The 26,635-nt window shown below is 73.4% G+C and carries 17 protein-coding genes; 8 read left to right on the top strand and 9 right to left on the bottom strand.

The genetic code is table 11. The annotated features are described in order from the left end of the window. Positions 1 to 7: 7 nt before the first annotated feature. Positions 8 to 1,438, bottom strand: a complete 1,431-nt coding sequence (gene xylB, locus ACZ7JZ_RS21545) for a xylulokinase (protein WP_470941525.1) — start codon at positions 1,436 to 1,438, stop codon at positions 8 to 10. Positions 1,439 to 1,530: 92 nt separating this feature from the next. Here xylB and xylA point away from each other — a divergent pair, with 92 nt between their 5' ends. Next, the gene (gene xylA, locus ACZ7JZ_RS21540) at positions 1,531 to 2,703 is read left to right on the top strand and encodes a xylose isomerase (RefSeq protein ID WP_470941523.1); all 1,173 of its coding nucleotides are present in this window, start codon (positions 1,531 to 1,533) and stop codon (positions 2,701 to 2,703) included. 38 nt (positions 2,704 to 2,741) lie between these two features. Here the strand turns inward: xylA and ACZ7JZ_RS21535 are convergent, their stop codons facing one another. Continuing rightward, entirely contained in the window at positions 2,742 to 3,860 is a 1,119-nt protein-coding gene (locus ACZ7JZ_RS21535) for a sensor histidine kinase (RefSeq protein WP_470941521.1), read from the bottom strand. Beyond that, positions 3,857 to 4,537: a response regulator gene (locus tag ACZ7JZ_RS21530; RefSeq protein WP_470941520.1), complete on the bottom strand. Its 681-nt coding sequence runs from the start codon at positions 4,535 to 4,537 to the stop codon at positions 3,857 to 3,859. Before ACZ7JZ_RS21530 ends, ACZ7JZ_RS21535 begins: the two co-directional genes overlap by 4 nt. Before the next feature lie 254 nt (positions 4,538 to 4,791). On the opposite strand from ACZ7JZ_RS21530, the gene ACZ7JZ_RS21525 reads away from it, so the two are divergent. Next, positions 4,792 to 6,024: a DUF418 domain-containing protein gene (locus tag ACZ7JZ_RS21525; RefSeq protein WP_470941518.1), complete on the top strand. Its 1,233-nt coding sequence runs from the start codon at positions 4,792 to 4,794 to the stop codon at positions 6,022 to 6,024. Between the two features lie 640 nt (positions 6,025 to 6,664). On the opposite strand, the gene ACZ7JZ_RS21520 is transcribed toward ACZ7JZ_RS21525, so the two are convergent. Next, the gene (locus tag ACZ7JZ_RS21520) at positions 6,665 to 8,452 is read right to left on the bottom strand and encodes an ABC transporter ATP-binding protein (RefSeq protein WP_470941516.1); all 1,788 of its coding nucleotides are present in this window, start codon (positions 8,450 to 8,452) and stop codon (positions 6,665 to 6,667) included. Positions 8,453 to 8,925: 473 nt separating this feature from the next. Beyond that, positions 8,926 to 11,325, bottom strand: coding sequence for a 2OG-Fe(II) oxygenase (locus ACZ7JZ_RS21515; protein ID WP_470941514.1), 2,400 nt, complete (start codon positions 11,323 to 11,325; stop codon positions 8,926 to 8,928). A gap of 553 nt (positions 11,326 to 11,878) precedes the next feature. On the opposite strand from ACZ7JZ_RS21515, the gene ACZ7JZ_RS21510 reads away from it, so the two are divergent. Both ACZ7JZ_RS21510 and ACZ7JZ_RS21505 read left to right on the top strand, forming a co-directional pair. Continuing rightward, on the top strand, positions 11,879 to 12,424 hold the full coding sequence (locus tag ACZ7JZ_RS21510; protein ID WP_470941512.1) for a hypothetical protein: 546 nt from the start codon (positions 11,879 to 11,881) through the stop codon (positions 12,422 to 12,424). A gap of 13 nt (positions 12,425 to 12,437) precedes the next feature. Further along, a complete protein-coding gene (locus tag ACZ7JZ_RS21505) occupies positions 12,438 to 12,704 on the top strand; it encodes a hypothetical protein (protein ID WP_470941510.1) in 267 nt (88 codons plus the stop codon). A gap of 95 nt (positions 12,705 to 12,799) precedes the next feature. Here ACZ7JZ_RS21505 and ACZ7JZ_RS21500 read toward each other — a convergent pair whose 3' ends face one another. Next, positions 12,800 to 13,951, bottom strand: coding sequence for a sensor histidine kinase (locus ACZ7JZ_RS21500; protein ID WP_470941508.1), 1,152 nt, complete (start codon positions 13,949 to 13,951; stop codon positions 12,800 to 12,802). A 326-nt stretch (positions 13,952 to 14,277) separates the two neighbouring features. Between ACZ7JZ_RS21500 and ACZ7JZ_RS21495 the strand changes: the two genes are divergently transcribed. Beyond that, the gene (locus ACZ7JZ_RS21495) at positions 14,278 to 15,465 is read left to right on the top strand and encodes a sensor histidine kinase (RefSeq protein WP_470941506.1); all 1,188 of its coding nucleotides are present in this window, start codon (positions 14,278 to 14,280) and stop codon (positions 15,463 to 15,465) included. Here the strand turns inward: ACZ7JZ_RS21495 and ACZ7JZ_RS21490 are convergent. Then, the gene (locus ACZ7JZ_RS21490) at positions 15,452 to 17,443 is read right to left on the bottom strand and encodes a glycosyltransferase (RefSeq protein WP_470941504.1); all 1,992 of its coding nucleotides are present in this window, start codon (positions 17,441 to 17,443) and stop codon (positions 15,452 to 15,454) included. The two genes, ACZ7JZ_RS21495 and ACZ7JZ_RS21490, sit on opposite strands and share 14 nt — an antisense overlap. 72 nt (positions 17,444 to 17,515) lie before the next feature. Beyond that, a complete protein-coding gene (locus ACZ7JZ_RS21485; RefSeq protein ID WP_470941502.1) occupies positions 17,516 to 18,964 on the bottom strand; it encodes a hypothetical protein in 1,449 nt (482 codons plus the stop codon). A 300-nt stretch (positions 18,965 to 19,264) separates the two neighbouring features. Here ACZ7JZ_RS21485 and ACZ7JZ_RS21480 point away from each other — a divergent pair, with 300 nt between their 5' ends. Beyond that, on the top strand, positions 19,265 to 21,049 hold the full coding sequence (locus ACZ7JZ_RS21480) for a CDP-glycerol glycerophosphotransferase family protein (RefSeq protein ID WP_470941500.1): 1,785 nt from the start codon (positions 19,265 to 19,267) through the stop codon (positions 21,047 to 21,049). Between the two features lie 26 nt (positions 21,050 to 21,075). On the opposite strand, the gene ACZ7JZ_RS21475 is transcribed toward ACZ7JZ_RS21480, so the two are convergent. Continuing rightward, the gene (locus tag ACZ7JZ_RS21475; RefSeq protein ID WP_470941498.1) at positions 21,076 to 21,759 is read right to left on the bottom strand and encodes a response regulator transcription factor; all 684 of its coding nucleotides are present in this window, start codon (positions 21,757 to 21,759) and stop codon (positions 21,076 to 21,078) included. 440 nt (positions 21,760 to 22,199) lie between these two features. On the opposite strand from ACZ7JZ_RS21475, the gene ACZ7JZ_RS21470 reads away from it, so the two are divergent. Together ACZ7JZ_RS21470 and ACZ7JZ_RS21465 are read left to right on the top strand one after the other, a co-directional pair. Then, positions 22,200 to 24,287 carry a hypothetical protein gene (locus tag ACZ7JZ_RS21470; protein WP_470941496.1) on the top strand — a complete coding sequence of 696 codons (2,088 nt, stop codon included), beginning with the start codon at positions 22,200 to 22,202 and terminating at the stop codon, positions 24,285 to 24,287. Further along, complete coding sequence (locus ACZ7JZ_RS21465; RefSeq protein WP_470941494.1) at positions 24,284 to 26,539, top strand: glycosyltransferase; 2,256 nt, start codon at positions 24,284 to 24,286, stop codon at positions 26,537 to 26,539. Before ACZ7JZ_RS21470 ends, ACZ7JZ_RS21465 begins: the two co-directional genes overlap by 4 nt. Positions 26,540 to 26,635: the final 96 nt, after the last annotated feature.

Raw genomic sequence — 26,635 nt, 5'->3', positions numbered from 1 at the left:
CGTGCTCCTATCGTCGTGCGGGCGCGGCCTCCTGCAGGGTCCGCGCCCTCCGCAGGGTACTGGCGATCCTTGCGAGCGCGTCGTCGTCCCGGGTCACCGGTTCCAGTACCCGGCCGCCGGCGGTCCCCCAGCGTCGGGCGACGGCATCCGCCGGCTCGCCCGTGAGCAGCGCGGCGGCCTGGGCGGCGGCCCCGAGGGCTACCGGTTCGCGGATGTCGGGCACCTGTACCGCGCGGCCCGACAGGCGCAGGACGGTCCGCTGCCAGGCCCTGCCTCGGGCGCCGCCGCCGATCAGCAGCAGTGGTTCGTCGGGGGCGGGGTTCTCGCCCCCGGCGCGCAGTACGTCGTCCAGTGCCGCGAGCAGGGCGTGGACGGCGCCGTCGTAGGCGGCCTGGAGGACCTGTCCCGGCGTGGTGTCGTGGCGCAGTCCGTGGACCAGGCCGGACGCACCCGGGAGGTCCGGGGTGCGCTCGCCGTCCAGGTAGGGGAGCACCACGAGCGTGCCGCCCCCTTCGACGTCCTCGCGGTCCCGGCCCACGAGGGCGGCGAAGCGGTCGACGGCAAGGGTGCAGTTGAGCGTGCAGGCGAGCGGCAGCCAGCCGCCGAGGGCATCGGCGAAGCCGGCGACGGTTCCGCCCGGGTCGGCGGGCCGGGTCCGGCCGACGGCGTAGACGGTGCCCGAGGTGCCGAGGCTCAGCACGGGGCGTCCGGGGGGCAGGCCCAGCCCGAGGGCGGCGGCCATGTTGTCACCGGTTCCGGTAGCCACCGGCGCCCCCTTGCGCAGGGGGGTCCCGGCGCGGACGGTACCCGCCCGGGCGCCCGGGGGGAGGACCTGGGGCAGCAGCCCGGGGTCGAGGCCGATCCGGCCGAGGACGTCCCCGTCGTAGCCGTCCGGTCCCCACCAGCCGGTTCCCGATGCATCACCGCGATCCGTCACGGCCTCCCCCGTGAGCCGCTCCGTCAGGAAGTCGTGGGGGAGGCGGACGGCCGCGGTGCGGTCGGCTGCGGGCCGTTCGTGCGCCTGCAGCCAGGCCCACTTGGCGGACGTGAAGGCGGCCGTGGGGACGCTGCCGGTACGGCGTGCGAGTTCTGCCGGACCGAACGCGGCTGCGAGTTCGGCGGCCTGGGGAGCGGAGCGGACGTCGTTCCACAGCAGGGCCGGGCGCACGGGCCGGCCGGCCGCGTCGAGGGTGACCAGGCCGTGCTGCTGGCCCGCGACCGAGCAGGCGGCGGCGCGGTCCGCCCAGCCGGTTTCCGCCGCGGCCTCGCCGAGGGCACGCCACCACTGTTCGGGGTCGCTCTCCCGTCCGGTGCCCGGGCTGACGGTGTGCGGGGCGCGGCCTTCGCCCAGGACGGCGCCGGAGTCCAGGTCGACGGCGACGGCCTTGGTGGACTGGGTCGAGCTGTCGACACCGATCACGACACGCTGAGCAGACACGGTTTCCTCCGGCGGGGTTCCTTCGGGGCTGTCCGCATACTAATTTGTTTTTCGCGATTACAAATAGCCCTCGGCCTGCTCCGGAGCCCCTCATGACCAGCGACCCGCTCACCCCCGTCCCCGCGCACAAGTTCACCTTCGGCCTGTGGACCGTGGGCTGGCAGGGACAGGACCCCTTCGGCGCCGCGACCCGCGGCCCCCTCGACCCGGTCGAGACCGTCGAGCGGCTGGCCGGGCTCGGCGCCTACGGCGTCACGTTCCACGACGACGACCTGATCCCCTTCGCGGCCGGCGAGGCCACGCGCGCGCAGGCCGTCAAGCGCTTCCGCACCGCGCTCGACACGGCCGGCCTGAAGGTACCGATGGCCACCACCAACCTCTTCACCCATCCGGTCTTCAAGGACGGCGCCTTCACCTCCAACGACCGGGACGTCCGCCGGTACGCACTGCGCAAGACGATCCGCAACATCGACCTGGCAGAGGAGCTCGGCGCCTCGGTCTACGTGGCCTGGGGCGGCCGCGAGGGCGCGGAGTCGGGTGCGGCAAAGAACGTGCGCACCGCCCTCGACCGGCTGAAGGAGGCCTTCGACCTGCTGGGCGAGTACGTCGGGTCCCAGGGCTACGACCTGCGCTTCGCGATCGAGCCCAAGCCGAACGAGCCGCGCGGGGACATCCTGCTTCCCACGATCGGCCACGCCCTGGCCTTCATCGACGAGCTGGAGCAGCCGGAGCGGGTGGGCCTCAACCCGGAGGTCGGCCACGAGCAGATGGCCGGGCTGAACTTCGCGCACGGCATCGCCCAGGCCCTGTGGCACGGCAAGCTGTTCCACATCGACCTCAACGGTCAGACCGGCATCAAGTACGACCAGGACCTGCGCTTCGGAGCGGGCGACCTGCGCCAGGCCTTCTGGCTGGTCGACCTGCTGGAGGGGGCGGGGTACGACGGGCCCCGCCACTTCGACTTCAAACCGCCGCGCACGGAGGACTCCGCGGGCGTCTGGGCCTCGGCGGCCGCGTGTATGCGCAACTACCTCCTGCTGGCCGAGCGTTCCCGCGCCTTCCGCTCCGATCCGGAGGTGCGGGCCGCGCTCAGCGCCTCCCGGCTCCCCGAACTCGCCCTCCCCACGGCCGAGGACGGCCTCGCCGGGCTCCTGGCCGACCGGTCCGCCTTCGACGAATTCGACGCCGATGCCGCCGCCCGGCGCGGCATGGCCTACGAACACCTCGACCAGCTCGCCCTGGAGCACCTCCTCGGCGCGCGCTGAGGAGGGCCGTCCACGGGCCGGGGCGCAGGCTGCGGGGGTCAGGCCGGCCGGGCGGGGGCCCGCAGTTCGATCCTGTACCCGCCCTGCGGGGTGGGTCCGGCGGTGAGGGTGCCGTCGAGGAGTTCGGCGCGTTCCTTCAGGCCGACCAGTCCGTGGCGGGCACTGGGGAGGGCGACGCACGGACGGGTGGGAGCCGTGTTGGTCACGGCGACGCCGAAGTGGTGGGCGTCGGCCCACAGGTGGACCTCGGCGCGGGCTCCGGGGGCGTGTTTGCGCACGTTGGTGAGGGCCTCCTGGACCGTTCGGTAGACGGTGCGCTGCGCGGTGGTGCTGATGCCGGCCGGGAGCCGCCCGGTCAGCGAGGTCTCGATGCCGCTGTTGGCGATCAGTTGCTGGAGGTCGGCGAGGGTGGGCTGGGGGGTGAGCTCGGTCGCCCTCCCGCCGGAGGCGCGGAGCAGGGTGACCATGTGGCGGAGTTCGTCGAGGGTGTTCGCGCTGAGGGTGCGGATCGTACGGGCGGCCTCGCGGGCGTCGGGGTCCTTGGCGGCGACCTGAAGGGCTCCTGCCTGTACGGCGATGAGGCTGACCTGGTGGGAGACGACGTCGTGCATCTCGCGGGCCAGTTGGGCGCGTTCGCGGGCGAGGACGGTCTGGGCGTACAGGGCCCGTTCGTGCTCCCGGGCCTCTTCGACCTCGACGAGCTGGCGGGCCACGTCGTGCCTGGCCTGGACGAGCTGGCCGAACAGGACGGGTGCTGCGGCCGTGGCCAGCGTGTAGACGAACTGGACGAGCGTCCAGGTCCGGTCCCCGTCGAACGCTCCCGACGGCCAGACCAGGGTCGCGGCGGCGGCGTTCAGCAGGGCGCAGCCCGCGAGGAGCGGGCGGTTGCGGGTGGAGGCGGCCAGGGTGTACAGGGCGGCGACCGGGGCGACCGCGACGTCCATGAACAGGGCCATGGGCAGGGTCAGCAGGAAGACGGCGAGCGGGAAGCGCCTGCGCAGGAACAGTCCGGCGGAGCCCGCCGCGGCGCAGGCCCACATGACGGGGGTGCCCTCGCCCAGGAGGTTGATCCAGGCGTCGAGAGCGGCCAGGACCACCAGGCCCGCGTCGACGGACCAGGGCGGCGGGCGCCGCCACGGTGCCCGGTCCGTGCTCATCGCCCGCTGTCCCCTGCCGTGCCGTCGGTGCGGGTGAGCAGTCCGGCGCGCTCGGCGAGAAGTGCGGCCTGGACGCGGCCGGTGACCCGCAGTCTGGTGAGGATCGAGCTGACGTGGTCCTTGACCGTGCCCTGGCTGAGGTGGAGGCGGGCTCCGATGTCGGCGTTGGAGAGTCCTTCGGCGATCAGGGTGAGGACGTCGCGTTCCCGGTCGCTGAGGAGGTCCACGCGTGCGGCTTCGGCGTCCCGGGGTGCCCCTCCGGCCCCCGGGTGGCTGCGGAGCAGCGTGCGGGAGGCTCTGGGGGACATCACCACCCCGCCCGCCGCCAGGGTGCGGACCAGGTGGACGAGCTGTTCGGGCTCGGTGTCCTTCAGGAGGAAGCCGGAGGCCCCTGAGCGCAGTGCGGTGAGGATGTACTCGTCGGTGTCGAAGGTGGTCAGCATGGCCACGTGGGGCGGTTCGGGCAGCTCCTGGATCTGCCGCAGTACGGTCAGGCCGTCCACGTCCGGCATGCGGATGTCCAGGAGCACGACGTCCGGCCGCTCGCGCCGGACCACGTCGGCCGCCCGGGCGCCCACGGCGGTCGCCACGACCCCGATGCCTTCGGACGCGTTCAGGATCATCTCGAAGCCGGAGCGCACCAGCGCCTCGTCGTCCACCACCACTACCCGGATCACCGCCGTTCCACCTCATGCTCCCGACTGCTCTGCCCGGCTGCTCCGCGCCCCGTGCGCCCAGGTGCCCCGCCTACGCGTTCGCCCGACGCCGACCGTACGTCCCGCAGGGTACGGGGTGGCGTACCCGCTCCCGGAGTGCGGACACCCGGCGGGTCGGGTCCAGCCGGTCGGGGGGTGGTCCCGGCCGGTCGGCGGGGGTGCCACCGAAACCTGCCGGATGGTCCGCCCCCATGCTGCACAGGGAGATTGCCCCTATGACACAGATACAGCCGCCGCAGGCGACACCAGCTCCGCCGGAGAACGCGCCTGCCGTCCCCGCAGCCCCGCCCGGCCCCTCGACGGGACGCCTGGTCGGCGTGGACCTGGCCCGCGCGCTGGCGGTGTTCGGCATGTACGTCGTCCACATCGGCCCGCCGCTGTCGGCGACGTCGGGCGCGGGCACCTGGGTCCGCTACCTGGCCGACGGGCACTCGTCGGTGCTGTTCGCCACCCTCGCCGGGTTCTCCCTGATGCTCATCGCCGGCCGCCGCACCCCGAAGACGGGCCTCGCCGGCCGGCAGGCCAAGGCCCGGATCGCGATCCGCGCCGTGGTGCTGCTCGCCCTGGGCACCGTGCTGGCGATGGAGTACGGGGGCGTGATCATCCTCGGCTTCTACGGCGTCTACTTCCTCCTCGCCCTGCCCCTGCTCCGGCTGTCCGCCAAGGCACTGGCGATCACCGCCGCAGGGCTCGCGCTCACCACGCCCCAGCTGGCGTTCGTCCTGAACGCGCAGCTGAGCGAGTCCGTCCAGCAGGCCGTCGGCGCCTACGACCCGCTCAAGAAGATCAGCGAGGTCGGCGTCCTCGACCTGCTGCTCACCGGCTTCTACCCGACGATCACCTGGATGTCCTTCGTCGTCGCCGGCATGGCGCTGGCCCGCCTCGACCTGACGGCCGTCACCGTCCAGCGGCGCCTGGCCGCACTCGGCGCCGCCCTGACCGTAGGGGCGTACGGCCTGTCCCTGCTGCTGGCGGGCCCGAACGCCCTGCGCAGCACCGCGGAGGAAGGGAAGTCGTCCGCCGGCTTCGAGAAGGCGTCGTCGTTCGGCAGCGGATCCCTCGACGCCCCGCAGCGGGCAGCCGCGGAACTGCTGTCCGCCGGGCCGCACAGCGGCACCACGTTCGACGTCATCGGCAGCGTGGGAGTCGCGATCCTCGTGATCGTCGGCGCGACGGTGCTGATGGACCGCGCGGCGCGCCTGCGGCGTCTGGCCACACCGCTCATCGCCGTGGGCACCATGTCCCTGACCGCCTACGTCGGCCACTTCCTCGCCCAGTCCGTGCTCGCCGTACCCGCCGGCGAGAGCACCCAGACGTCCTGGATCCCCGTGGCCGCGTTCATCCTCGGGGCGGTCGTGTTCGCCGCGCTCTGGTCCCGCTTCTTCCGCCGCGGACCGTTGGAGGCGCTGCTCAACGCCGCCACCCAGCCGGCGAAGCACGTGCGCTGACACCGGACCGGGCGGGCGGGCGGCGGCCGGTCACCGGCCGCCCGGCTCCGACAGCCCTTGCGGGCCCCTCATCCCGACCGCCCGGTCCGGCGCCCCGCCGAACGGGCTGAAACAGGTCCCGACCAGCTCGGACGGGAACGCCCGGCGACGCCGTCCGCGAACCGCGGATCCCAAAGTGCGGATACGGCGGCGCTGCACCCGGGCTCCCGGAACCCCGCGTGCTCCCCACGCGGCAGGGACCTGCTCCTCTTGATCCGTACGTGCTGTCGCACCGGAACCGGACATCCCCTGACCTTCGTCCTGACGTGATCACCGCCGTGACCGCCGGTTGGGCGCTCGCCGCCCCAAGGCTCGAGCGGGGGCACGTCAGAGCCCCTGTGGTGCTGGTCCTCGCGGAGGCCCTGGTCGCGGGTGTCTCCCCCGGCTCCCTGCTCCCATGTCTGATGACCGCGGCCGACCGCAGGCAGTGGATGACCGGGCAGTCCCGCCGCGCTCTCGTCCTGGTCACCCCGCTGCTCGTCCCCGCCCCCAGCTCCGCACCCTGCCCGTGGCTGGTACCCGACTGCCGTCCGGCTCCACCGCGCCACACAGCAGGGCTGCCCCCGCCGAGCGGCGGGGGCAGCCCTGCTGCGCACTCCACTCACCCGGCGGAGGGCCCTGCCGGGACCAGGAGCTGGGTAGCCGCCAGCTGTGCGTACAGCTCGTCCCGGTCGACCAGTTCCTCGTGGGTGCCGATCGTGCGGACCCGGCCGGCATCCATGACGACGATGCGGTCGGCGTCCGTCACCGTGGACAGGCGGTGGGCCACGACCAGGACGGTGGTCTCGCGCGCCGTCTCGGCGATGACGTCCCGCAGTGCCAGTTCGTTGACGGCGTCGAGCTGCGAGGTCGCCTCGTCCAGCAGCAGCAGCCCGGGCCTGCGCAGCAGCGCGCGGGCGATCGCCACCCGCTGCCGCTCACCGCCGGACAGTTTCGAGCCGCGGTGCCCGACCGGGGTGTCCAGACCGTGCGGGAGCCGCTCCACGAGCGTGTCGAGCCTGGTCCGTACGAGGACGGCGCGGATGTCGTCGTCCGTCGCGCCCGGCGCGCTGAAGACCAGGTTCTCGCGCAGGGTGCCGGCCAGCACCGGAGCGTCCTGCTCCACGTACCCGATGACGGAGCGCAGCTCGGACAGCGGCCACTGCCGGATGTCCGCGCCGTCGACCAGGATGCGCCCGCCGGTGGTCTCGTAGAACCGCTCGATGAGCGAGAAGACCGTCGACTTGCCCGCGCCCGACGGCCCGACGAAGGCCGTCATACCGGCGCCCGGCACGTCGAAGTCCAGCCGCCGGTGGATATCGGGCAGCCCGGCCCCGTAGCGGAAGGACACGCCCTCGAAGCGCACGGACACCGGACGCCCCCCGCCGCGCACCGGCCCGTGAGCGGCCGGCGGCTCCGCCTCCAGCCCGTCCACCTCCTTGATGCGGGAGATCGCCGCCGCGCCCTCCTGGTACGCGGAGGCCGCCTCGACCAGCTTGTACACCGGCTCCATCAGATAGAACAGGTACAGCAGGAACGCGATCAGCGTGGAGACCGGGATGTCCTTGGACGCCACGCGCGCCCCGCCGACTGCGAGCACCGCGAGGAACGCCAGCTGGACGGCGAGGTTGTCCGCCGTTCCCAGCAGGGCCTCCCACTTCGCGCCGCGCACGCCGTGCCGCCAGGCCCGCCGGGCCGAGGCCTCCACGCGTGCGGTCTCCCGCTCCTCCGCGCCGGACGACTTCACCGCGCGGAACGCACCGAAGACGCGCTCCAGGCCGGTGGACATCTCCCCGACCGCCTCCTGCGCGCGCTCGGCGGCCTGCCCGATCCTCGGCATCACCAGGGCGGCACCCGCCCCGACGACCGCGACGACCGCGAGTGCGACGCCGAGCAGGACGGCGTCGAGGAAGGCCATCACCACGACCGCCGCGACCAGCGCCAGTGCCCCGGTCGCGGCGTTGACCACGGCCTGGGTGCTGACCGCCCGGAGCAGGGTGGTGTCGGAGGTCACCCTCGACATCAGGTCACCGGGCTGCATCCGGTCCACGGCCGTCAGCCGCAGCCGCAGCAGCCTGCCGATCAGGCCGCGGCGGGCGGTCAGGACCACCGACTCCGCCGTCCGCTCCAGCACGTAGGCGCCGAAGGCCTCGGCCACCGTGCTGAGCAGCACCAGCGCGGTCAGGACCAGCAGGAGGGTGCCGAGCGTGCCGCCGGACGAGAGCCGGTCGACCAGCGTCTTCGTCGCCAGCGGCTGCAGCAGGCCTCCGGCCGCCCCCACCAGCGCCAGCAGCAGACCGAGCGCCACGGCCCACCGGTGCGGGCGGACGTACCCGTACAGCGCCCTCAGCGTCTCCCCGACGCCCGGCGACTCGGCACCGGTGGCCTCCGGGGCGGATGCGGTGTTCACAGGATTTCCTTCCTACGGTCTCCCGCGCGCATCGGCAGCGCCGGGCATCGGCCCGGTCCCGCACGGGGCCGCGACGCCCGCGCAGCGGGCCGGCTCGCCGGCCGTCGCGGCGAGCCGGTGCACAGCGGCAGCCGGTATCCGGGGCTTGCGGCGACCTGAACTGTCCGCGCCGGGGACCGGCGGACGGCAGCGGGAGCGCACTCCTGCCTGCAGTGGGCCGCGCCCCCAGCCTGGAGGACCGGGGTCTCTACCGGCCATCCGCCACCCGGCGGGTGCTCCCCCGCCGGGTGGCGGGGAAGCACCCGCGGAGTGACCCGGCCAGGAGGTCCGCCTCCCCTGCGGACCGCCGTGCCGGCCCGGGCGGCGCAGAGGCCCGACGGGGCCCACCGCTGCTGCCCGGCATGCCGTTGCCGACTGGGAAGACCACTGCCTCCTTTCGCCCCGCCGTCAACGTCCGACGTCAACAGCCGCCCTCAGCTGCACCACCGGGGCCACTCCCCCCGCAGCCGTGCCAGGTCGGCCTCGGCGCGGATGCGGCCCGCGTGTTCGCGGGTGAAGACGGCCTCCGTCTTGGTCAGGACCAGGACGTAGGGACGTCCCTGGCGCCGGGTGGTGTGGGAGACGGGCAGGCCCGCCTGGTCGATACGGCTGTGGAGGTGGCGGCGCCCCTCCTTCGCCAGCGGCCATTCCATGGCGTGGCGGGTACGGGAGGTGAGGAAGGCGTCCAGGTCCGGGCAGAGTACGCAGCCGGCCGGGCACGCCCCGGCCGGGGCCAGGGACCAGTCGTCGGCTGCGCGCACGGGGCGGGTGAGGACTGCGGTGAGCCGGTCGTCGCAGTGGCCGGCGAGGGTCTGGAAGGCGCGGACGGCGGGTGCGCCGTCCGGTCCGGCCGTACCGTAGCGGGCCGCTGTCCGCAGGGCGGGGAGCAGGCATTCCAGCACGGTGTCCGGCAGGCCGCACAGCGTGGCGGCGATGGCGGCGGCGGTCTCGGGCCCTGCCGCCTGCAGGACATGGGTCAGCGGTGCGCCGAGCCCCTCCATCCCCGTGCGGCGCTCCGCCTCGCGGCTGACGGCGAGCCAGCCGGTGAGTTGCTGCTCGACTGCTTGCCAGGCACCCTCAACCAGCAGCGAGGCGATCGCTTCCCCGTCGCCGTCGGCGGCCTGCAGTGCGGTGCACAGACCGGGCAGCGATGCGAGCCACGCCGCACGGTCGGCCCGGGTGTACCCCCCGGCTGTGCCGAACCATCTGCTGACGGCCCCGCGGGCCCACGTCCTTCCGTACCGGGCGGCAGCTTCCGCGAGGCCCGGGGCGTGCCGCTCGCCCAGGGTCTCCACCCTGAAAGGCTCGAGGAGCATCGCGGCAGTGTCCGCTTCGCCCAGGCCCACCGCGACGGGCAGGGCGGCGTCGAAGAGCGGCGCGGCCCCCTCACCTGAGCCGTGGTGCTTCCAGAACGGGGTGAGCGACCGGGCGAGCGAGCGCGCCCGGTCGAGGTCCCCGGCTTCCAGGTGGTCCTGGAGTTCCCTCAGTGCACTCTCGGCGCCGGCCTCGGCGCGGGCCGTGAACGAGCGCTGCCGGGGCCACAGGACCACGGCGGCCCGCCGGTACCAGCGGTCGAGGGTGTTGCCGTAGTTGCCCATGTAGCCCTCGTACTCGGACTGGTAGGGCGTCAGGTCCCTGTTCTGGGTGGTGGCGCACACCTCGGCGTACGGGACGGGCAGGTTGATCTGCTCGCCGCCGGTGCCGTCCGGGCGGGTCCACCAGCTCAGCGTGATCTCGTCGTCGATCAGCTCGACCAGTTCGTAGTGGGAGAAGTCGCCGCTGCGGCGGCGCTCGGCACCGGGTTCCCCTTCGGGGTCCAGGAGGCATTCCCCTCCGCACTCCTCGTCCTCGCAGTCGTCGTGGTGCTCGACCTCGCCGTAGTAGTCCCAGCGATCGTACGGAGCGTGCGCGTCCCAGGTCTCCTTCACCTCGGCCAACGCGAGGACTGCTTCGCAGTCCGCCTCCGCGGCGGCCCGGCGGAGCAGGGTGGTGCGGGTGTCGTCGGCTCCCTTGAGCCGGTCCCAGTCCAGGCCGCGCTGGGTGTACTCGTGGTCGAGGAGGTACACGAGGCGGTTCGGGGGCGCGGCCTTGCGGCGGCCGTAGGGGTAGCGGTCCTCCGCCGGCTCGGTGAAGTGTCTGGTCAGGCAGTGCACCAGGTCGGCGACCGGATCCCCGTCGTCCTCACCGGGCGGGCGGATGCGTTCGGCGAGGAGGTTCATGGTGAGGGTGACGCGGTAGCCGGAGGTGACGGGCCTGACCTCGTGCAGGCAGTCCGCGTAGAAGGCGACGAAGGTCAACTTCTCGCGGGACGCCTGGTGGACGACGCTGCGGCCGGCGTGCGCGACAACGAGTTCGCCGCCGGTGTGGTGCGAGGGCAGCGAGACGACCAGAGTCCCCACCATGGAGTCGTCCTTCTCGGAGTCCTGGTGCGGTAGGAAGAACTGGCCCCTGCCGTAGAGGAGCAGTGCGTGCGGCTCGGCACGCAGGACGGTGGTGGGCGGCAGGCCGAGCGCGGTACGGACACCGTCGAGGACGCCGTCCAGGGTGCGGCCCCAGTCAGTGCCGCCGAGCGTCACGCGGTCGGGGGTGATCTCCCAGGTGTCGCGGACTGTGGTGTCCGACAGGGTCTGCTCGCCCCGGCCGAAGGACGCCTGCCGGGCCTGCGCGATCAGCTTCCTGGTGACCGGGGCTCGCAGCGGCAGCGGCAGTTCCCCCACCCCGTCGACCTCGATGCGCAGCGCGCCGGCAGGCATCTCCGTACGGGTGCTGAAGTCCCCGCGCCGCCGTGCGCCGCCGAGCAGCTCCGCCAACTGCTTCCGTGCTCCGTGTCCCATGCTGTTTCGTCCCCGGGTGTGCCGCATGCCGTACGAGCTGTCCCGGAAAACCTAACGGCCCGGGGCCGTCCTCGTCCTCGGGCTGCGGGTCGTGCGGCGGAGGCGGTACGGCTTGACGGGGCGGTTGGGAGTCGATGCTCCGCCGGGAGCTGGAAGGCGTGAGGCCACGTCCGTCGGCGTGGTGGATCGACGGCCATCGGTGATCCCGCCTTGAGGCTGTGCGGGGAGTCGGGTGGGGAGGGCGCGTCCGCGGTCGTTGACCCGTGTGGGCGGCGTGCTTGGGCCAGCAGTTCTCCGCTGCCCGCCCGCAGCGCAGGGGCGGTCCTCCTGACCGGCGCGGCGATCGGTGACAGGCGGCCGGCCAGAGGTGGATGAGGATCCCGTACGCCTTGGGACTTGGGACCGTAGGGCAGCACCCGGCCCAGCAGAAATGATCTTCACAGAGAGCCGAGTGGGCCGAGCCCGCACCCCGCGGCGGACTCCCCTGCGATGCAGGGCGGCTGAGCCGGTTCGCCGGGGAAGGCCATGCTTCGATGACGGGAGTCATACTTTCATGCGCAATCTGTACGCTAGCCGGCCGGGGCTCAGGGCGGCCGCTGTCGCCGTCTCCACCACTATGGCCCTCGGTGTCATGTCGCCCGTGGCCGCCGCCAGTGGGTCCGGTACCGAACAGCAGGCGGCCGTCCACCACGTGGCCGCCTCACTCGCGTCGGAGCTCGGCATCCCGGAGATCACCGAGGACGGGCTCGACGATCGCCTGACGGCGCTGGGAACGGACCTTTCCCCGCAGTCCCTGGCCCGGGCCTTCTACCCGCGCGATGCGCGGGCGCGCGAGACGTTCGTCAGACTGGCCGACTCCAACGGCTACGCGCGCTCCTTCTGGGGCTCGACCTGGAAGTACACCAAGTGCGCCGCGGCCGTCGCAGCGGCGTTCGTTCCTGCGGGGAAGGCCTACAAGGCGATCAAGGGTCTCGGTGGAGTCGCCCGGACAGTCAAGCTGCTGTGGGGCGCGGGCAAGGCGTCCGACTTCGCGAAGATAGCGGGTGGTGCGGCTGCGGAGATCCTGGGCATCGCCAGTATCCAGAGCTACTGCTTCTGATCGGGGCCGTGGCATGGGATCCGACGATCCGGGCCGGGGTGTCCTGCGGCCCTGGAGCACGGCAGGGCAGATCGCGCTGGTCTACGCCGCCCTCTACGTGTCGCTGGCCGTCCTGCTGAGGAATCCGGTGCGACTGGACTGGCTGGTCGTACCGATCGCCGCCGCGTGGGTGGTGGCCACGCTCGCCGAGCGCACCGCAGGGCCGTGCAGGGCCGCAGACCCCGCCGTACTGGCCGCGGTGGCCGCCGTCTTGGCCCTGACTGGTGCGCTGCTGTCCTGACCAGGCTGTATCCGAGTGCGGAGCGAGGCAGGCGCTTCACCCCGGTGCGGGGTGAGGCGCCTGTTCCGTGACGGGGCCCGCGGGCCGGTCCTGCCCTACCGCGGGTAGGGCAGGACCGCGGTCAGCACGAATCCGCCCGTCTCGTCGGGCTCGGCCGCCAGGGTCCCGCCGGCGTCCGCGAAGGCCCGGTGCAGGGCGGCGAGGCCGAGGCCTCCGGAGTCGCGGACGACACGGCCGACGCGCCGGGGCCCGTTCGCCACGCGGAGGCGGACGGAACCGCCGGCCACCTCCAGCCGCATGGCGGTGGTGGCGCCGGGGGCGTGCTTGGCGGCGTTGGTGAGGCCTTCCCTGGCGGCCCGCTGGAGCAGGAGGGCGTCGTCGCCGGGGAGGTCGTCGACCTTGCGGTCCGCGGTGTACTCGAGCGCCATGCCGGTCACCGCCATGTTGTCGCAGAGGCTGCGCAGGAAGCGGTCGAGGTCGAAGGCGGCGGCGTGCCCGGCGGGGGCCGTGAGCGTCTCCAGGACCGTGCGCACCTCGGCCATGGCGGATCGGGCGGACTCCTCGACCAGCCTGGCCCGTTCGCGCAGTTCCTCGTCGTCGGCACGCAGCCGCAGGGCCGACGCCTGCAGGACGAGGACGGTCATCTTGTGGCCGAGGACGTCGTGGGTGTGCTGCGCGAAACGGGTGCGCTCCTCGACCGCGGCGAGGTCGGCCGCCTGTTCGACCTCCTCGCGGGCCCGGGCCACTCTGGCCCGCAGCACGTCGGTGGTGGCGCGGTAGCGGCGCATGCCCTCCCCGAACAGGGCGGGGAGCAGGAGGTTGCCGAGGAGGACGTTGCCGAGGTTGCGGTCGGCGCACCAGGTGGGCAGGGCGACCCCGCGGATCAGGACGTAGCTCAGTGCCATGGCCGTGACCCAGGCCCAGCGTGCGCGTCCTCCGAAGCAGGTCACGGCCGCTGCCGCGGCAACCAGCGGCGGGCGACCGTCGGCTACGAGCAGGAACAGCGTCGCCGCGGCGGCGGGGACGAGGGGGTGGCGACGGTACAGCAGCAGGGTGGCGGAGGTGAGCCATCCGAGCAGGACGACGACGCCGTGGTCGGAGACCAGGCCGGTGTCGAACTCAGGGGGCACCAGTGTGCACAGGACGCCCCAGACCAGGAAGAGGGCGAAGCCGGCAAGCGCCTCCCTGTTGCGCAGCAGGCCGACCGCACGTGCGGTGAAGGGGGCCCTGGTGCCCTTCGTGCGCATCGTGCCCTCCTGCCCGCCCGGACCTGCGCCGGTGTGCTGCCGACCCAAGGATGCGGCACCCGGGCCGTCGGGGCGGCGCGCGGCGCGGGGCGAATGGGTACCCGGCCCGCCACCGGTCGGGGTCGGGATCAACGTTCGTTCCGTACGGAGTCACCCTTCGGCCGAACCGTCGACCTCGGAGGGCGGTTGGGCGCCGCTCGGCGCGTCAGGCTGCAAGCGGTCCCCGTTTCCGCAGTGCTCAGAAGGTTGCCATGCCCTCCTCCCGTCGCCGCCCGTGGTCCGGACGGTTCCGCTGTGACGTTCCACTGCTCCTCTGCTGGCAGCGGATGCCTCCGCGGTGGGCCGACGTACTGGTCACGCTGCTGGCCTCTGCCGCTGCGCTGGTCGGCGTCCTGATGGCCCGCCCCTCCGGGCTGGCTCCGTCGCTGCCGAGCGCCCTGCTGGTCGCCGTGCTGTGCTCGCTGCCGCTGCTCGCCCGGCGGACGCTGCCGCAAGCCGCTCTGGTGGCGAGCGTGCTCGCGACTCTCTCGACGGACAGTGCCACCCCCCTGGTCTTCGGTGCCTGGAGCATGGGGCGCTACGGCCGCTCCGGTCGGGCGGCGTGGCTGGCGGCGGCCGGGGCCGGCTACGTGGCCGGCAGCCCGCTGGTCGAGGCGGACCCGTGGAACCTGGCCCTCTTCTACCATCTGGCCGCCTGTGTCGTGGCTCCCGGCCTGTTCGGGGACCGGCTGCGCCGGCAGGAGCAGCTCGTCGAGGCTGTTTCCGGGCAGTTGCGGGAGGTCTGCTCGGCGCTCGACGAGGCGGTCGCATACGCGGTTCTGGAGGAGCGGACCAAGCTCGCGTTCGACATGCACGACAGCATCGGCCACCACTTGGCGGTGGTCAGCCTCCAGGCGGCCGCGATCCGTACCGGTGCCGGCCGCCCGGAGCAGGTTCGCAGGTCGGCCGGAGCAGTGGAGCAGTCGGCGCGGGCGGCCATGGCCGACCTGCGCAGCATCCTGGACGTCCTGCGCCGTGGTCCGGGCGACCCGGTGCCCCCCGCCCGGCTGTCCCGCAGCGGATACGGCACCTTCCTGGAGGCTCTGGTCCGCACGATGGCCGGGATGGGACTGGATGTCGGGCTGTCGGTTCGGGGGGTGCCCGGCCCGCTGTCGGTGGGCGTGGAGACGGTCTTGTACCGGGTGGGGCGGGAAGGGATCACCAACGCGATCAAATACGGAGCGGGTGCCCCGATCCGGCTGCGGCTGCACCACCGGGCGGGGCAGGTCGAGCTGTTCGTCGAGAACGGGCCGCCGCGCGGCGAGCCCCGGCCGTGGGAGAGCTCCGGGATCGGTCTGGAGGGTCTGCGACGGAGGGTGGCGGAGATGCGGGGCTCGCTGACCGCCACCGCCACCGCCGAGGGGGGCTTCGCCGTGCACGTCCGGCTCCCCGTCCCGGCCGGCGCGGCCGAAGGCGCGGCATGTGCCGGGCCGGACGCGCGGGCGGAGGGCGGGGCACCTGCTACCCGGGGTTGATGTCGTTCACGGACAGGTTGACGGCGTTCATGGACAGCTCGCTGCCGACGGTGAAGAAGGGGCGTATCCGGGTCGGGCCCCGCCTGGTCCGTTTCAGGATGACAGGCGCATAGTTGTGAATTGTCTTCTTGTCGGTGTAGTCACCGAGGAAGCGGCCTATCCGGACGGGCGGGCAGCCCTGGGCGGGCACCAGGCGGAGGTCCCACACGTCGTGTTCGGTGGCTCGTCGGCGGGCCAGCAGCTGTACCGGAACGGTGAAGCGGAATCCACCGTCGGGGAGGGCCTCGACCGGCACGGTGAACGTGAGCCCGGGATGCCCCCGCCCTTCGAGGAGGACCTCGGCGCCCGCCGCGAGTGCGGCACCCCACAGGCGGCCGGTCACAGAGAACCCCTCGCGGCCGGTCCGGTGCACCCGGTCGGCTTCCGCGTGCACCGGCCTCACCCAGCTGCGCAGGCTGAGGCCCCCGTCCTCGCCGACCGCGGGCACGAGGGCGTGGAAGACGCCACGGGTGCCCTCGGGGCCGTCGATGCGGCTCAGGTGGCGGTTGTCGAAGGCGCCGCCCATCAGGCGCCTGCCGGGCAGCTCCCCTGCGTCCGCCGCGTACAGGTCCCAGCACCCCTCGCCCGGGAAGGGGTCCCGGTGGTGCACGACCGCGGTGTGCCGCCACGGCCGGCCGGGGGCGGGGGAGGGGACGAGAGCGACGGCGGTCTCGGTCCCCGCCGCGGTGTTGCGGCACAGCAGGCGCAGGCCGGTGGTCCGGGCCGGGTCGTCGACGTGGACGGCGACGTCGCCGTTGGCGCGTACCTCCCAGTCCGCCGTGCGGGGCAGGTCCCGGCGCCGGCGTAGGAGGTCGATCAGGGACTCGTACCGGGTGGCGATGTCGTCGGGTGCGTACCGGGCGGCCGTCTGCTGGGCCGCCCGGCCGATGCGGCGGCGGTTTCGCGGGTCCTCGACGAGGTACTGCAGGGCGGTGGTGAGTGCCTCGGTGTCGCCGACGGGGACGAGGAGGCCGTCCTGGTCGTGGGTGATGATCTCCCGGGGGCCGTAGTCGCAGTCCGTGCTGACAACGGGCAGGCCGGCCGCCATCGCCTCGATGATGTTCATGGGGAGGCACTCGGAGGCCGATGCCGAGACGGCGATGTCGGCCTTGGGCCACTCCCGTTCCATGTGTGCGGAGGCTCCCATGAGGAGGACCTGGTCGTGCAGGTCGAGTTCGCCGACGAGGGTGTCCAGGGCGGCGCGTTCGGGACCCCGGCCGTAGATCCTCAGCCGCCAGTCGGGGTGCCGGGCGGCGATCGGGGCGAAGGCCCGGATGATCTCGTCGTACCGCTTGCCCTTGTCGAGACGGCCTGCGGCGACGATCGTCGTGCCGCGTCCGTCGGCGGGCTCACCGGGCGGCGGAGGGACGCAGTTGGGGATGGAGGTCGTGTGGACACCGGAGCCGACGACGATCTGGTGGATGTTGTCCGCGTCTTCGCGGCTGACTGACACTAGTGCGTCGAGTCCGCGGGCGGCGTCACGCAGGGCTGTGCGCTGGTCTGCGCCCAAGGTGTGACCGGCCTGATGAATCTGGGCGATCTTGAGGAAGTCGCCGGCCATCCGCCCCAGGCACACGGCGATGCCGGGATGGCAGGAGATGACGACGTCGGCGTCGGTATAGGTGAGGTAGCGGGCGAGCCTGACCTCGACGAGTCGGCTGTTCTCCTTGGAGCGCATGCCGTCCCGGACGGGGAAGACCTGGACAGGCTGGTGGTGGAGGGGGTCGTCGGCGTCGCAGCGGGGTGCGGCGGGGCGCAGGTCGAGGAGGTCGACCGGGGTGACGCCCGGGGCGAGGGGGAAGACGGCGCGCTCCCGGTCGCGCAGGAGGGAGACGACCTCGACCCGGTGGCGCTCGGCGAGTGCGGCGGCGAGGTTGAGCGTGCTGGTGATGACGCCGCCGATGGCGTACCGGTTGTGGATCAGGAAGACGATCTTCACGGGCTTCTCTTCGTTGGGGGCGGGTAGCGGATACGGGGGCACGGGTGGGCTCTCCCCCGGCCGCCGGTGCGGCTATTCCAGGAGGTTGCGGGCTCCGGGGGGCTTCAGCCGTTTGATGTGCGTGCAGGGTCCGTCCGGGACGCAGGGCCGCCAGGGGCCTTGCTGTCGGAGCCAGTTGGCTTGTGGTACGGCGAGGACGTCGAAGGTGAGCGGGGCCGGGAGGGAAGTGCCGCCGTCGGCGACGGCTGTGAACTCGACGGTGTGCCGGCCCGGTTCCCAGTCGTGCGGCAGTCGGAAGCGCCATGCCCCGTCGGCCAGTTCGGCCTGTCCCAGCCAGCGCCCTGCGCAGGAGGCGGTGACGCAACGGACGTCCGGTCCGGCGGTTCCTTTGAATACGGGCGCGGGGCCGTTGAGGGAGTCCGCGGCGGGGGCGGTCACCACGGGTGCGGGCACATGGGTGCGGATGCGGAAGGAGACCGTGGCGGGGGCCGAGCGGCCGCGGTCGGACACGGCGATGACGTCGAGTTCGTGCTCGCCGGCCGGCCAGGTGGAGGTGTGGCGCCACTGCCAGCGCCGCTGGCCGGTCACACCGGCGGTGCCGAGGACGGTGTCCGCCCGGCAGAACACGACGTGGGTGGTGCCGGGCGGGGCGGTGCCGGTGAATCGCAGGGTGGGGTGTCCGGCGGCGTCGCGGCGGGGGGTGAGCGTGACGGGTTGAGGATGGACCCGTCGCTGCTCGCGCCACCGGCCGCTGTCGGCGGTGGCGGTGTAGGGCTGCAGCGGCTGCGGCTGCGGGGTGTCTTCGGTGGCGGGCTGAGCCGCGGGTGCCAGCAGCCCGAGGGAGTGGAGGCCGTCCGCAGCGAGCCGGGCCACCGCCCGCGCGCCCTGCCGGTTGAGGTGGAGCGTGTCGATGATGCCGTCCGGGCAGTCCGGGTGCTGCCCGGGGTCGAACCAGCGGAAGTAGCCCCGGGCCCGCTCCGGCCCCCAGCCGGCGAGCAGTCCGGCGGTCGAGCGTTCCAGGTCGAGGAGGGCGGTTCCCCGCTGTGCCGCGACGCTTCGGGTGCACTCCGAGTACCCGCCGAGGGGTGGCACGGGTACGCCGTCGGGGCTGAAGAGGTGCCGGGCGACCTGCGTGGCGAGGACGGGTACGACCCCGCGGTCGCGCAGGACGTCGACGTAGAGGTGCAGGTAGGCCTCGAACTCGCGCGGGGTGAGGTACAGGTCGGGCCGGAAGGCGGCCTGCTCGCAGACGCCGAAGCAGATCAGGAAGAGGTCCTGGGGTGCCAGCGATTCCAGAACGGCGGGCAGGCGGTGGCGGAAGTACCAGTGGCTCGTGCAGCTGTCGCTCGCCGTGTTGACGACCTCGGTACCGTCCTCGAACAGTGCGCCCAGGTGCTGTCCCCAGCCCGAGAGCACCTCGTTGTCGGGGTGCCGGCTGGCGGCGACGGAGTCGCCCGCGATGACGAGTTTGCGGTGGGGGCGCCGGTACCGGCCCAGGGGAACTCTCCTGAGGATGCTCACGTGGCTCTCGCTTCGTCGTTGCTGCGGGGCTGTTCAGGCCGCGCGACCGCTGCTTCGTTCCGATCCTGGTGCCCGGGACTCCCGCCGGGGGGCGACGTAGGTTGACGGCCGCAGTCCGGATGGCGGCTCAGGTGCCCGACCGGAGGGCGGTGTGCCGGGACGGGACGTCAACCTCCGCGGCGCGCGGTCGCCCTTCGCCCGGGTGGCCGGATCCAGCGGGTTCCTAGCGTGGACGGGGACGAACGCCCCCTGCGGCCCGGACCGGGCGGGGCAGCCCCCACACATCCGACGGAACCAAAGATGATCATTTCGCTCCTGGCTCCGCTGCGCCGCGGCAGCCGTGCCCAGCGCGCCGCCGCCGTCCTCCTGGTCGGCGGCCACCCTGTCCTGCTCGCCGCCGCCGTAGCCGCGCGGGCGGATGCCTTCGCTCTCGGCGGCGCTGTCGTAGTCCTGGCCGAGACGGCGCTTCAGCGGGCGGGAAGTCCGCACCTCGCCCTGCTTCGCCGCCTACGGCTGGGGCAGGGCGTACGGACGCTGCTGCGCCACCTGCTCGTGCTTCTGCTCCTGGTGCGGTCGGGCTGTCCCACCACCCTGCTGGTGACGGCGAACACCGCGTTCGCCGTCTTGCCGGTGCTGGCCTTCGCGCACGACTCTCTGGCCCGGATGCTGGGCAACGGGTCTAAACCGCCGGTGCTCTCGCACAACGTGCCGGGGGCGGCGGGTGTGGCACCGGGCTTGGGCCGGGCGTGTCGTTGGATGAACCGCAGTGATCTCCCGGCCCACACGGGGCTGGTCGCCGCCGCGGGGACAGGCTGGCTGCCCGCCGGATACGTGGGGCTGTCCGTGAGCACGGTGTGGGCCGGGAGCGCGTTCGCGGCCATGGTCCGGCGTGCGGCCCGGAGCAGGCCGGTGCGGAAGTCGGAGGTCCTGGAGCACACGAACAGGTGGCTGGCGGAGTACCGGCCGACCGTGGTCCTGTACTTCTCGGGGTCCGGCCGGTCGGTGTACCAGGTCAACATGTGGCTGCGGGCCGTGGAGCGCCTGGACTGCCGGGCCGTGGTCCTGCTGCGGGAGCGGGCCGTGCTGCGCCGGCTGGCGCCGACGGAGCTGCCGGTGCTGTGCGTGCCTGCCGCCGTGGACGTGATGTGCCTCGACCTCTCGACGGTGCGTGTGGGCCTGTATGCCGCGAACGTGGGCAAGAACATCCACCTGCTGCGCGAGCCCGGCATCAAGCACGTGTTCATCGGGCACGGCGACAGCGACAAGGCCGCCAGTGCGAATCCGTTCGTGAAGGCCTACGACGAGGTGTGGGTGGCCGGTCCGGCGGGTCGGCTGCGCTACCGCGATGCTGAGGTCGGGGTGGCGGACGCGGCCGTCGTGGAGATCGGCCGCCCGCAGGTGTCCGGCATCGGGCAGAGCAGGCCCCGGGATCCGAGCCGGACGGTCACGGTGCTGTACGCGCCCACGTGGGAGGGGTGGACCGATACTCCCGGCGGGAGTTCCCTTGTCCCGGCCGGTGAGGCCGTGGTCCGTGCCCTGCTGGCCGTGGAGCCGCCGGTGCGCGTGCTCTACCGCCCCCACCCCCTGACCGGGCACCGCAGTGGAGCGGCACGGGCGGCACACGGACGGGTCGCGGCCCTGCTGAAGGCGGCGGGCGCGGCGGGATCAGGGGGGCCAGGGCACCGGGTGCTGGCCGGGCCGGGCACGCCCGGCCTCCACGAATCCTTCGAACTGGCCGATGCGCTGGTGTCGGACCTCTCCAGTGTGGTGTCCGACTTCCTGGCGAGCGGGAAGCCGTACGCGGTGGTGGACACCGTCGGGCGTTCGGCGCCGCTGTTCCGGGCTGGGCATGTGACGGCGCGGGCAGGATACGTCGTACGGTCCGACGGCGGCGGACTCACCACGCTGGTGGGCGCTGTCCGCAGTCCCGGTGCGGACCCGCTGGAACCGGCGCGGCGGGAACTGAGCGCGCATCTGCTGGGTGCGGGAGGCCTGGACCCGCAGGAGCGATTCTGCGCGGCGGTGCGGCGGCTCTCCGCGGCAGCCGAGCAGCGCAACCGGCGGCAGGCGGGGGCCGCGGAGTAGATGGTGCGCCGCGGTGCGGCGCATGGTCAGTCGTGGTCCGGCGCCTGGCCTGGCCGCCGGACCAGCCCCACCTCGTGGGCGAGCAGCGCGGCCTGGGTTCGGTTGTCGAGGTCGAAGCGGGCCAGTACGCGGGAGACATAGGTCTTCACGCTCGTAACGGACAGGTGCAGATCGGAGGCGATCTGCTGGTTGGTGAGCCCCTCCCCCACGAGGCACAGCACGCTGCGCTCGCTGTCGGTGAGGGCGTCCAGCTTCTCCTTGATGCCCGGGTGGTAGAAGTGCGTTCCCGTGCTCCGCGCCTTGTCGACCAGTTTCGCCATGATCGGCGCGGACAGCGCGGTGCCTCCCGCGGCGACGGTGCGGACGGCGGCGGCGATCTCCTCTGCCGGGGAGTCCTTCAGGAGGAAGCCGGAGGCTCCGGCCGCCAGTGCCCGCATCACGTGGTCGTCGGTGTCGAAGGTGGTGAGCACCAGCACCCTGGGCGGGGTGGGGAACCTCAGCACCTGCCGGGTGGCGTCCACGCCGTCGACCCTGGGCATGTGAAGGTCCATCAGCACGACGTGGGGTGCGTGGAGCCGGGATTCGCTGACGGCCTCCGCTCCGTCGCGCGCCTCGGCGAGGACCACGATGTCGCCTGCGGCCTCCAACACCGCGCGCAGTCCCGACCGGATCAGTTCCTGGTCGTCCACGATCACCACACGAATCGACACCCATCGCTCCTGTCCACGGCCGTGCTTGCACCTACTTCACCCGACATTAGCGGCATGGCCGGTATCTGCTGATATCGGTATCCGCGGTTTCCGTGCAGCTGGTACGCACGGCGCGGTGCGGGCGACGAACGGCTGCCCACTCCGGCCGGGCGTCGACCGGACGGTCAACGTTCGGCCCGGTCCCGGGACACCGTGCGGGCGCCAGGCTGGTGCGCGACCTGTGCCACCCGGGCACGGCCCCCGGCCGGGGCGCCGGCCCAGCGGCCCGAGGGCGCCTTCGCAGCCCGGCGGCCCGACGCCGTGCGCCTCCTGAAAACGAATCGAGTAGCAGCAATGATCTTCTCCTGCCTGCCAGAGACCTTGGCCGGCCACCCATGCGCAGCACCGTCCCCGGCCTGCGCGGCGGCTGTGCCCCGGGGCGTCAGAGAGGTACGGAGCCGGTGACGGCCACAAGCAGACGCGGGCTGCGGGCCCTCCACCTCGGACGGCGGTTGCGGGCGGGCCGGCTGCACGGGGCCGTCGCCATGCAGGTCCTCCTCCTGGGCACTGCCCTGATGGCCGTCAGCGCTCTGGTCTCGTGGCCCGCTGTGTTCACCGGCGCGGCGCTCGCCGCGTGCGGCGCCGACCTGTACCTGCACCGGGCCGACCCAGCGCTCATGCGGCTCCTCGGACAGCGGCGGGCCGGAGTGACGGTCCGGGTGGCGTCCCGACTGGCGATGCTGGCTCCGATCCTGATCGGACTGCCCTACGCCTCGCCGAACCGGTGCCGGGCCGCGGCACTGGGCGGGCTGTCGCTGGCGGCGGGCATCGCCCTCTTCTCAGGTCTGACGGCCGCGTTGCGCCGCAGGCGCCGACTGCCCTTCGCCAGCCGCAACATCGAGCTGGCGAGGCTGAAGGTCGCCGGCACCCCCTCGCGCTGGCTCACCGCGTGGCCGGGACGGCGCCTGCTGCACCACGAGGCGGTGATCTGGCTGGGGCTGGCAGGCACCGTCGCGGGCCGCCGGTTCGCGTGGGTGGCCTTCGGGCTGGCCCTTTCCGGAACGGCGATGGCCGCCGGCCTCGTGCTGCTTCTCGCGGCACTGCGCCGTACCGGGCGCGGCACCGATGCCGGGCTCGCACTGCGCAAGCTCGACGCCTGGCTGGGCCACCACCGTCCCACGGTGGTGCTGTACTTCAGCGGCTCCCGCGGCTCCGCCTACCAGGTCGACATGTGGCTGGAGGCGGTGGCTGCGCTCCCCGGTGCACGCCCGCTGGTGCTGCTGCGCGAGCGGCACGTCCTGGCGGACCTGGCCCTGACCCCGCTGCCCGTTCTGTGCGTGCCCTCGGCCGTCGACCTGATGGCCCTGGACCTGTCCTCGGTACGCGTGGCGCTGTATCCGGCGAACGTGGGCAAGAACATCCACCTGCTGCGCGAGCCCGGCATCAAGCACGTGTTCATCGGGCACGGCGACAGCGACAAGGCCGCCAGCGTCAACCCGTTCAGCAAGGTGTACGACGAGGTGTGGGTCGGCGGCCCCGCCGGGCGCGACCGCTACGCCGCGGCGCAGGTCGGCGTCCGGGCACACGCCATCGTGGAGGTGGGCCGGCCCCAGCTCGACGGGGTCCGCACGAGGACGGCCGCCCGCCCCGCCGTGACCGGGACGCCCACCGTGCTGTACGCGCCGACGTGGGAGGGCTGGACCGACGAACCCGGCAACACCTCGCTCATCGCCGCCGGGGAGAACATCGTCGCCGAACTCCTCGCCGTCCGACCGCCGGTCCGCGTCCTGTACCGGCCCCACCCCTTCACCGGGATCCGTTCGCCCGCAGCCCGGCTGGCCCACGAGCGGATCGTGCGCGCACTGGCGGAGGCCAACGACAGGACGAGCCGGGCGCGGCTTGACGGCGCCCGGGCCCGCCGCCGGCACGACGCGGCCGCGTGGCGGCTCGCCGAGGCACGCACCCGGCGGGCCGAGCTGACTGCCCTGGCCCGCCGGCCGCAGGCGGACGAGGCGGAGCGCTCTTTGACCGCGGCCCGCACCGACCACGCACTGCTCGCCCGGATCAAGGAGGCGGACCGGGAGTGCGCGGAGCTGTACTGGGCCGCACACCCTCACTCCCGCCACCTGGTGATCGGGGCGGACGAGGTGCCCCTGTACGACTGCTTCGACCGCGCCGACCTGCTCATCAGCGACATCTCCAGCGTGGTGTCCGATTTCGTCGCCACCCTCAAGCCCTGTGCCATCGCGGACACCGCCGGTCTCGGGGCCGAGGAGTTCCGGGCCCGCCACACCGCTGCCCGGGGTGCGTACATCCTGACGCCAGACGCCCGCGGCGTGCACGGCCTGGTCGACACGGTGCGCTTCCCCGCCACCGACACGCTCCGCGCTTCCCGGGCCGAGCTGCGCGAATACCTCCTGGGCCCCTGCGTACCGCCGTCCGCGGACCGCTTCGCCTCCGCTGTGAACCGCCTCATCCTGCTCGGCGCCGAGCAGGGGCCGCGCATATCCCCCCACGCACACCACACCCCGCAAGGAATGCTCGCGTGAAAGTCTCCTTCCTCCTGCACAACCGGTACGGCATCGGCGGTGTCATCCAGAGCACCCTCAACCTGGCCGCCGCCCTGGCCGACCAGTACCGGGTCGAGATCGTCTCCACCCGCAGAGACCGGGACGAGCCCGCACTCGCCCTGCGCCCCGGCATCGAAGTCGTCGACCTCGTCGACACCCGCAAGGGCTCCTTCGCTTACGACGGCAAGGACCCGCGCTTCACCGCGCCCCCGCTGGTCTATCCGGAGGGCGACACCGTGCGGTTCCGGGACATCTCGCGGCTGACCGAGGTGCGGCTGGGGTCCTATCTGGCCCGTACGGACGCCGACATCGTCGTCGCCACCAACCCCGGACTCTCCGTCTGCCTGGCGGCGATGGGGACCGGGCCGGGCATGGTCCGGGTGGCCCAGGAGCACCAGGCACTGGCCGCACCGGACAGCGCGCTGGGCCGCCGCCTGGCCGAGGCCTACCGCACGCTGGACGCGGTGGTGACGGTCAACCCCGATGACGAGCGGCGGGCCCGCGCTGCCTTCGGACACGCCGGCACGCGCATCACGACCATCGGCAACTGCGTGCCCCGCGCCGGCGTGGAGCGGTCGGACCAATCCTCCCGGACCGTGGTCACCGCGGGCCGGCTGGCACCGGTGAAGCGCTACCCCGATCTCGTTCGCGCCTTCGGCAGGGTGGTCGCCGAACGCCCCGACTGGCGGCTTCGGATCTACGGCGTCGGTCCCGAACACGCCCGCATCCGCGACGAGATCGACGCGCTCGGGCTCGCCGACCACGTCCTGCTGATGGGCGCCTCACCACGGATGGAGGCCGAGTGGGCCAAGGCCGCCATCGCCGTCTCCTCCTCCCACGCCGAGGCGTTCTCCCTGGTCGTGGTGGAGGCGGCGCGAGCAGGCGTGCCCACCGTCAGCACCGCCTGCGACGGGCCGCGGTCCCTGATCAGCAACGGACGAAACGGCATCCTGACCCCCCGGGGCGATCCGGAGGCCCTGGCCGAGGCACTCCTGGCCCTGATCCAGGACGACGGCCTGCGTCGGCGGATGGGCGACCACGCGCTTGAGATTCCCGGCCGGTTCGCCCCCGAGCTCATCGGCCACCAGTACACCGCGCTGTTCGAGCAGCTCCGGGCGGACCGGGCGCTCCCCCGGTCTGCCGACTGGTGGACGGACACCGCAGGCGACGTCATTGTGCGTGTGACGGCCCCGGACACCCCTGCCGACCGGCTGCGGCTGCTGTGCGCCAGCGGCGACGGCTCCGCCGCCGAGCCCCTCGTGGTCCTGCCCTTCGTCCGCGATCCCGCAGGGGAGCCGGGGTCACTGGTCTGCCTGATCCGCCGGGCGGTGCTGCCCCTGTCGGAGGGAACGTGGGAGCTGTACGCACAGTCCGCGGACGGCGGGGCCCGGCGGCGTCTGCGCACGGGCGCCTTCGACAACCGCACCCTGCTGACGGCGACGCGCCGGCCGGTCTCGCCGGACGGCCCGGCCCTGGTCTCGCTGGTCCCCCACACGGGCCCCGACGGACTCCTGGACCTGCGGGTGTGGATCCGCCCCCGCCACGCGGAGGTCACAGGAGTCGAAGTGGCGGAGGGCGAAGCCCGGGTCACGGTCGAACTGTGGCCCCCGGCGCCGCCGGAGCGGGTCTGCGTACGCGCGCAGTCACGGCGGCAGGCGTCCCCCGACATCGTGCTCCCGGTGCGGGCCGGCCACGGACCTGCGGTGCAGTTCGTGCTCTCCACCGTCGAGTTCGCCGACCACTGGGGCGGCGGGCAGGAGGTCTGGGACCTGTACGTGACCGGTGGCGACACGGCTCCGGCACGGGTGGCCGGGCTGGTCGGGGACTACCCGGACCGCTCGGCCGTCCACCGCTACCCGTCCATCGCAGTGGCGCAGACACCACACGGTGCGGCGCGGGCCCGCGTGTTCTACACGGACGCCAGCGAACTCTCCTTCGAAATGGCCGGCCTCGCCGATGCGGGTGCCGACGGCGGCCGCGCCACCGGGGCCGGGGCGCCGCGGCCGGGCCGGTGGCGCGGGCTGCTGCCGCGCCGACAGCGGGCCTCGGGCACCTCGGCGCCGGATCCCGCGGCCGCCCCCAAGAAGGGCATCCCACCATGCGAACGCCATGAGGCGGAGCTGCACCGGTTGCGCGACGAGCAGCGTCGGACCGGGCGGGCGCTGCGCGAGGCAGCGGAACGCCTGGCCCGGCTCGCGGAAGCCCTGGGTGACGCGGCGGAGCCGGGCTGACCGAGTCCAGTCGGGCGGCGGCACGGCCCGGTGTTCTCGGGGTCGCGTCAACCTTCGCGACAGCCGGTCAACTTCTGCTCCCGGCCCCTGGATTGC

Source organism: Streptomyces sp. NPDC038213 (genome assembly GCF_055600495.1).
This window is presented reverse-complemented; position numbering and strand designations above follow the sequence as displayed.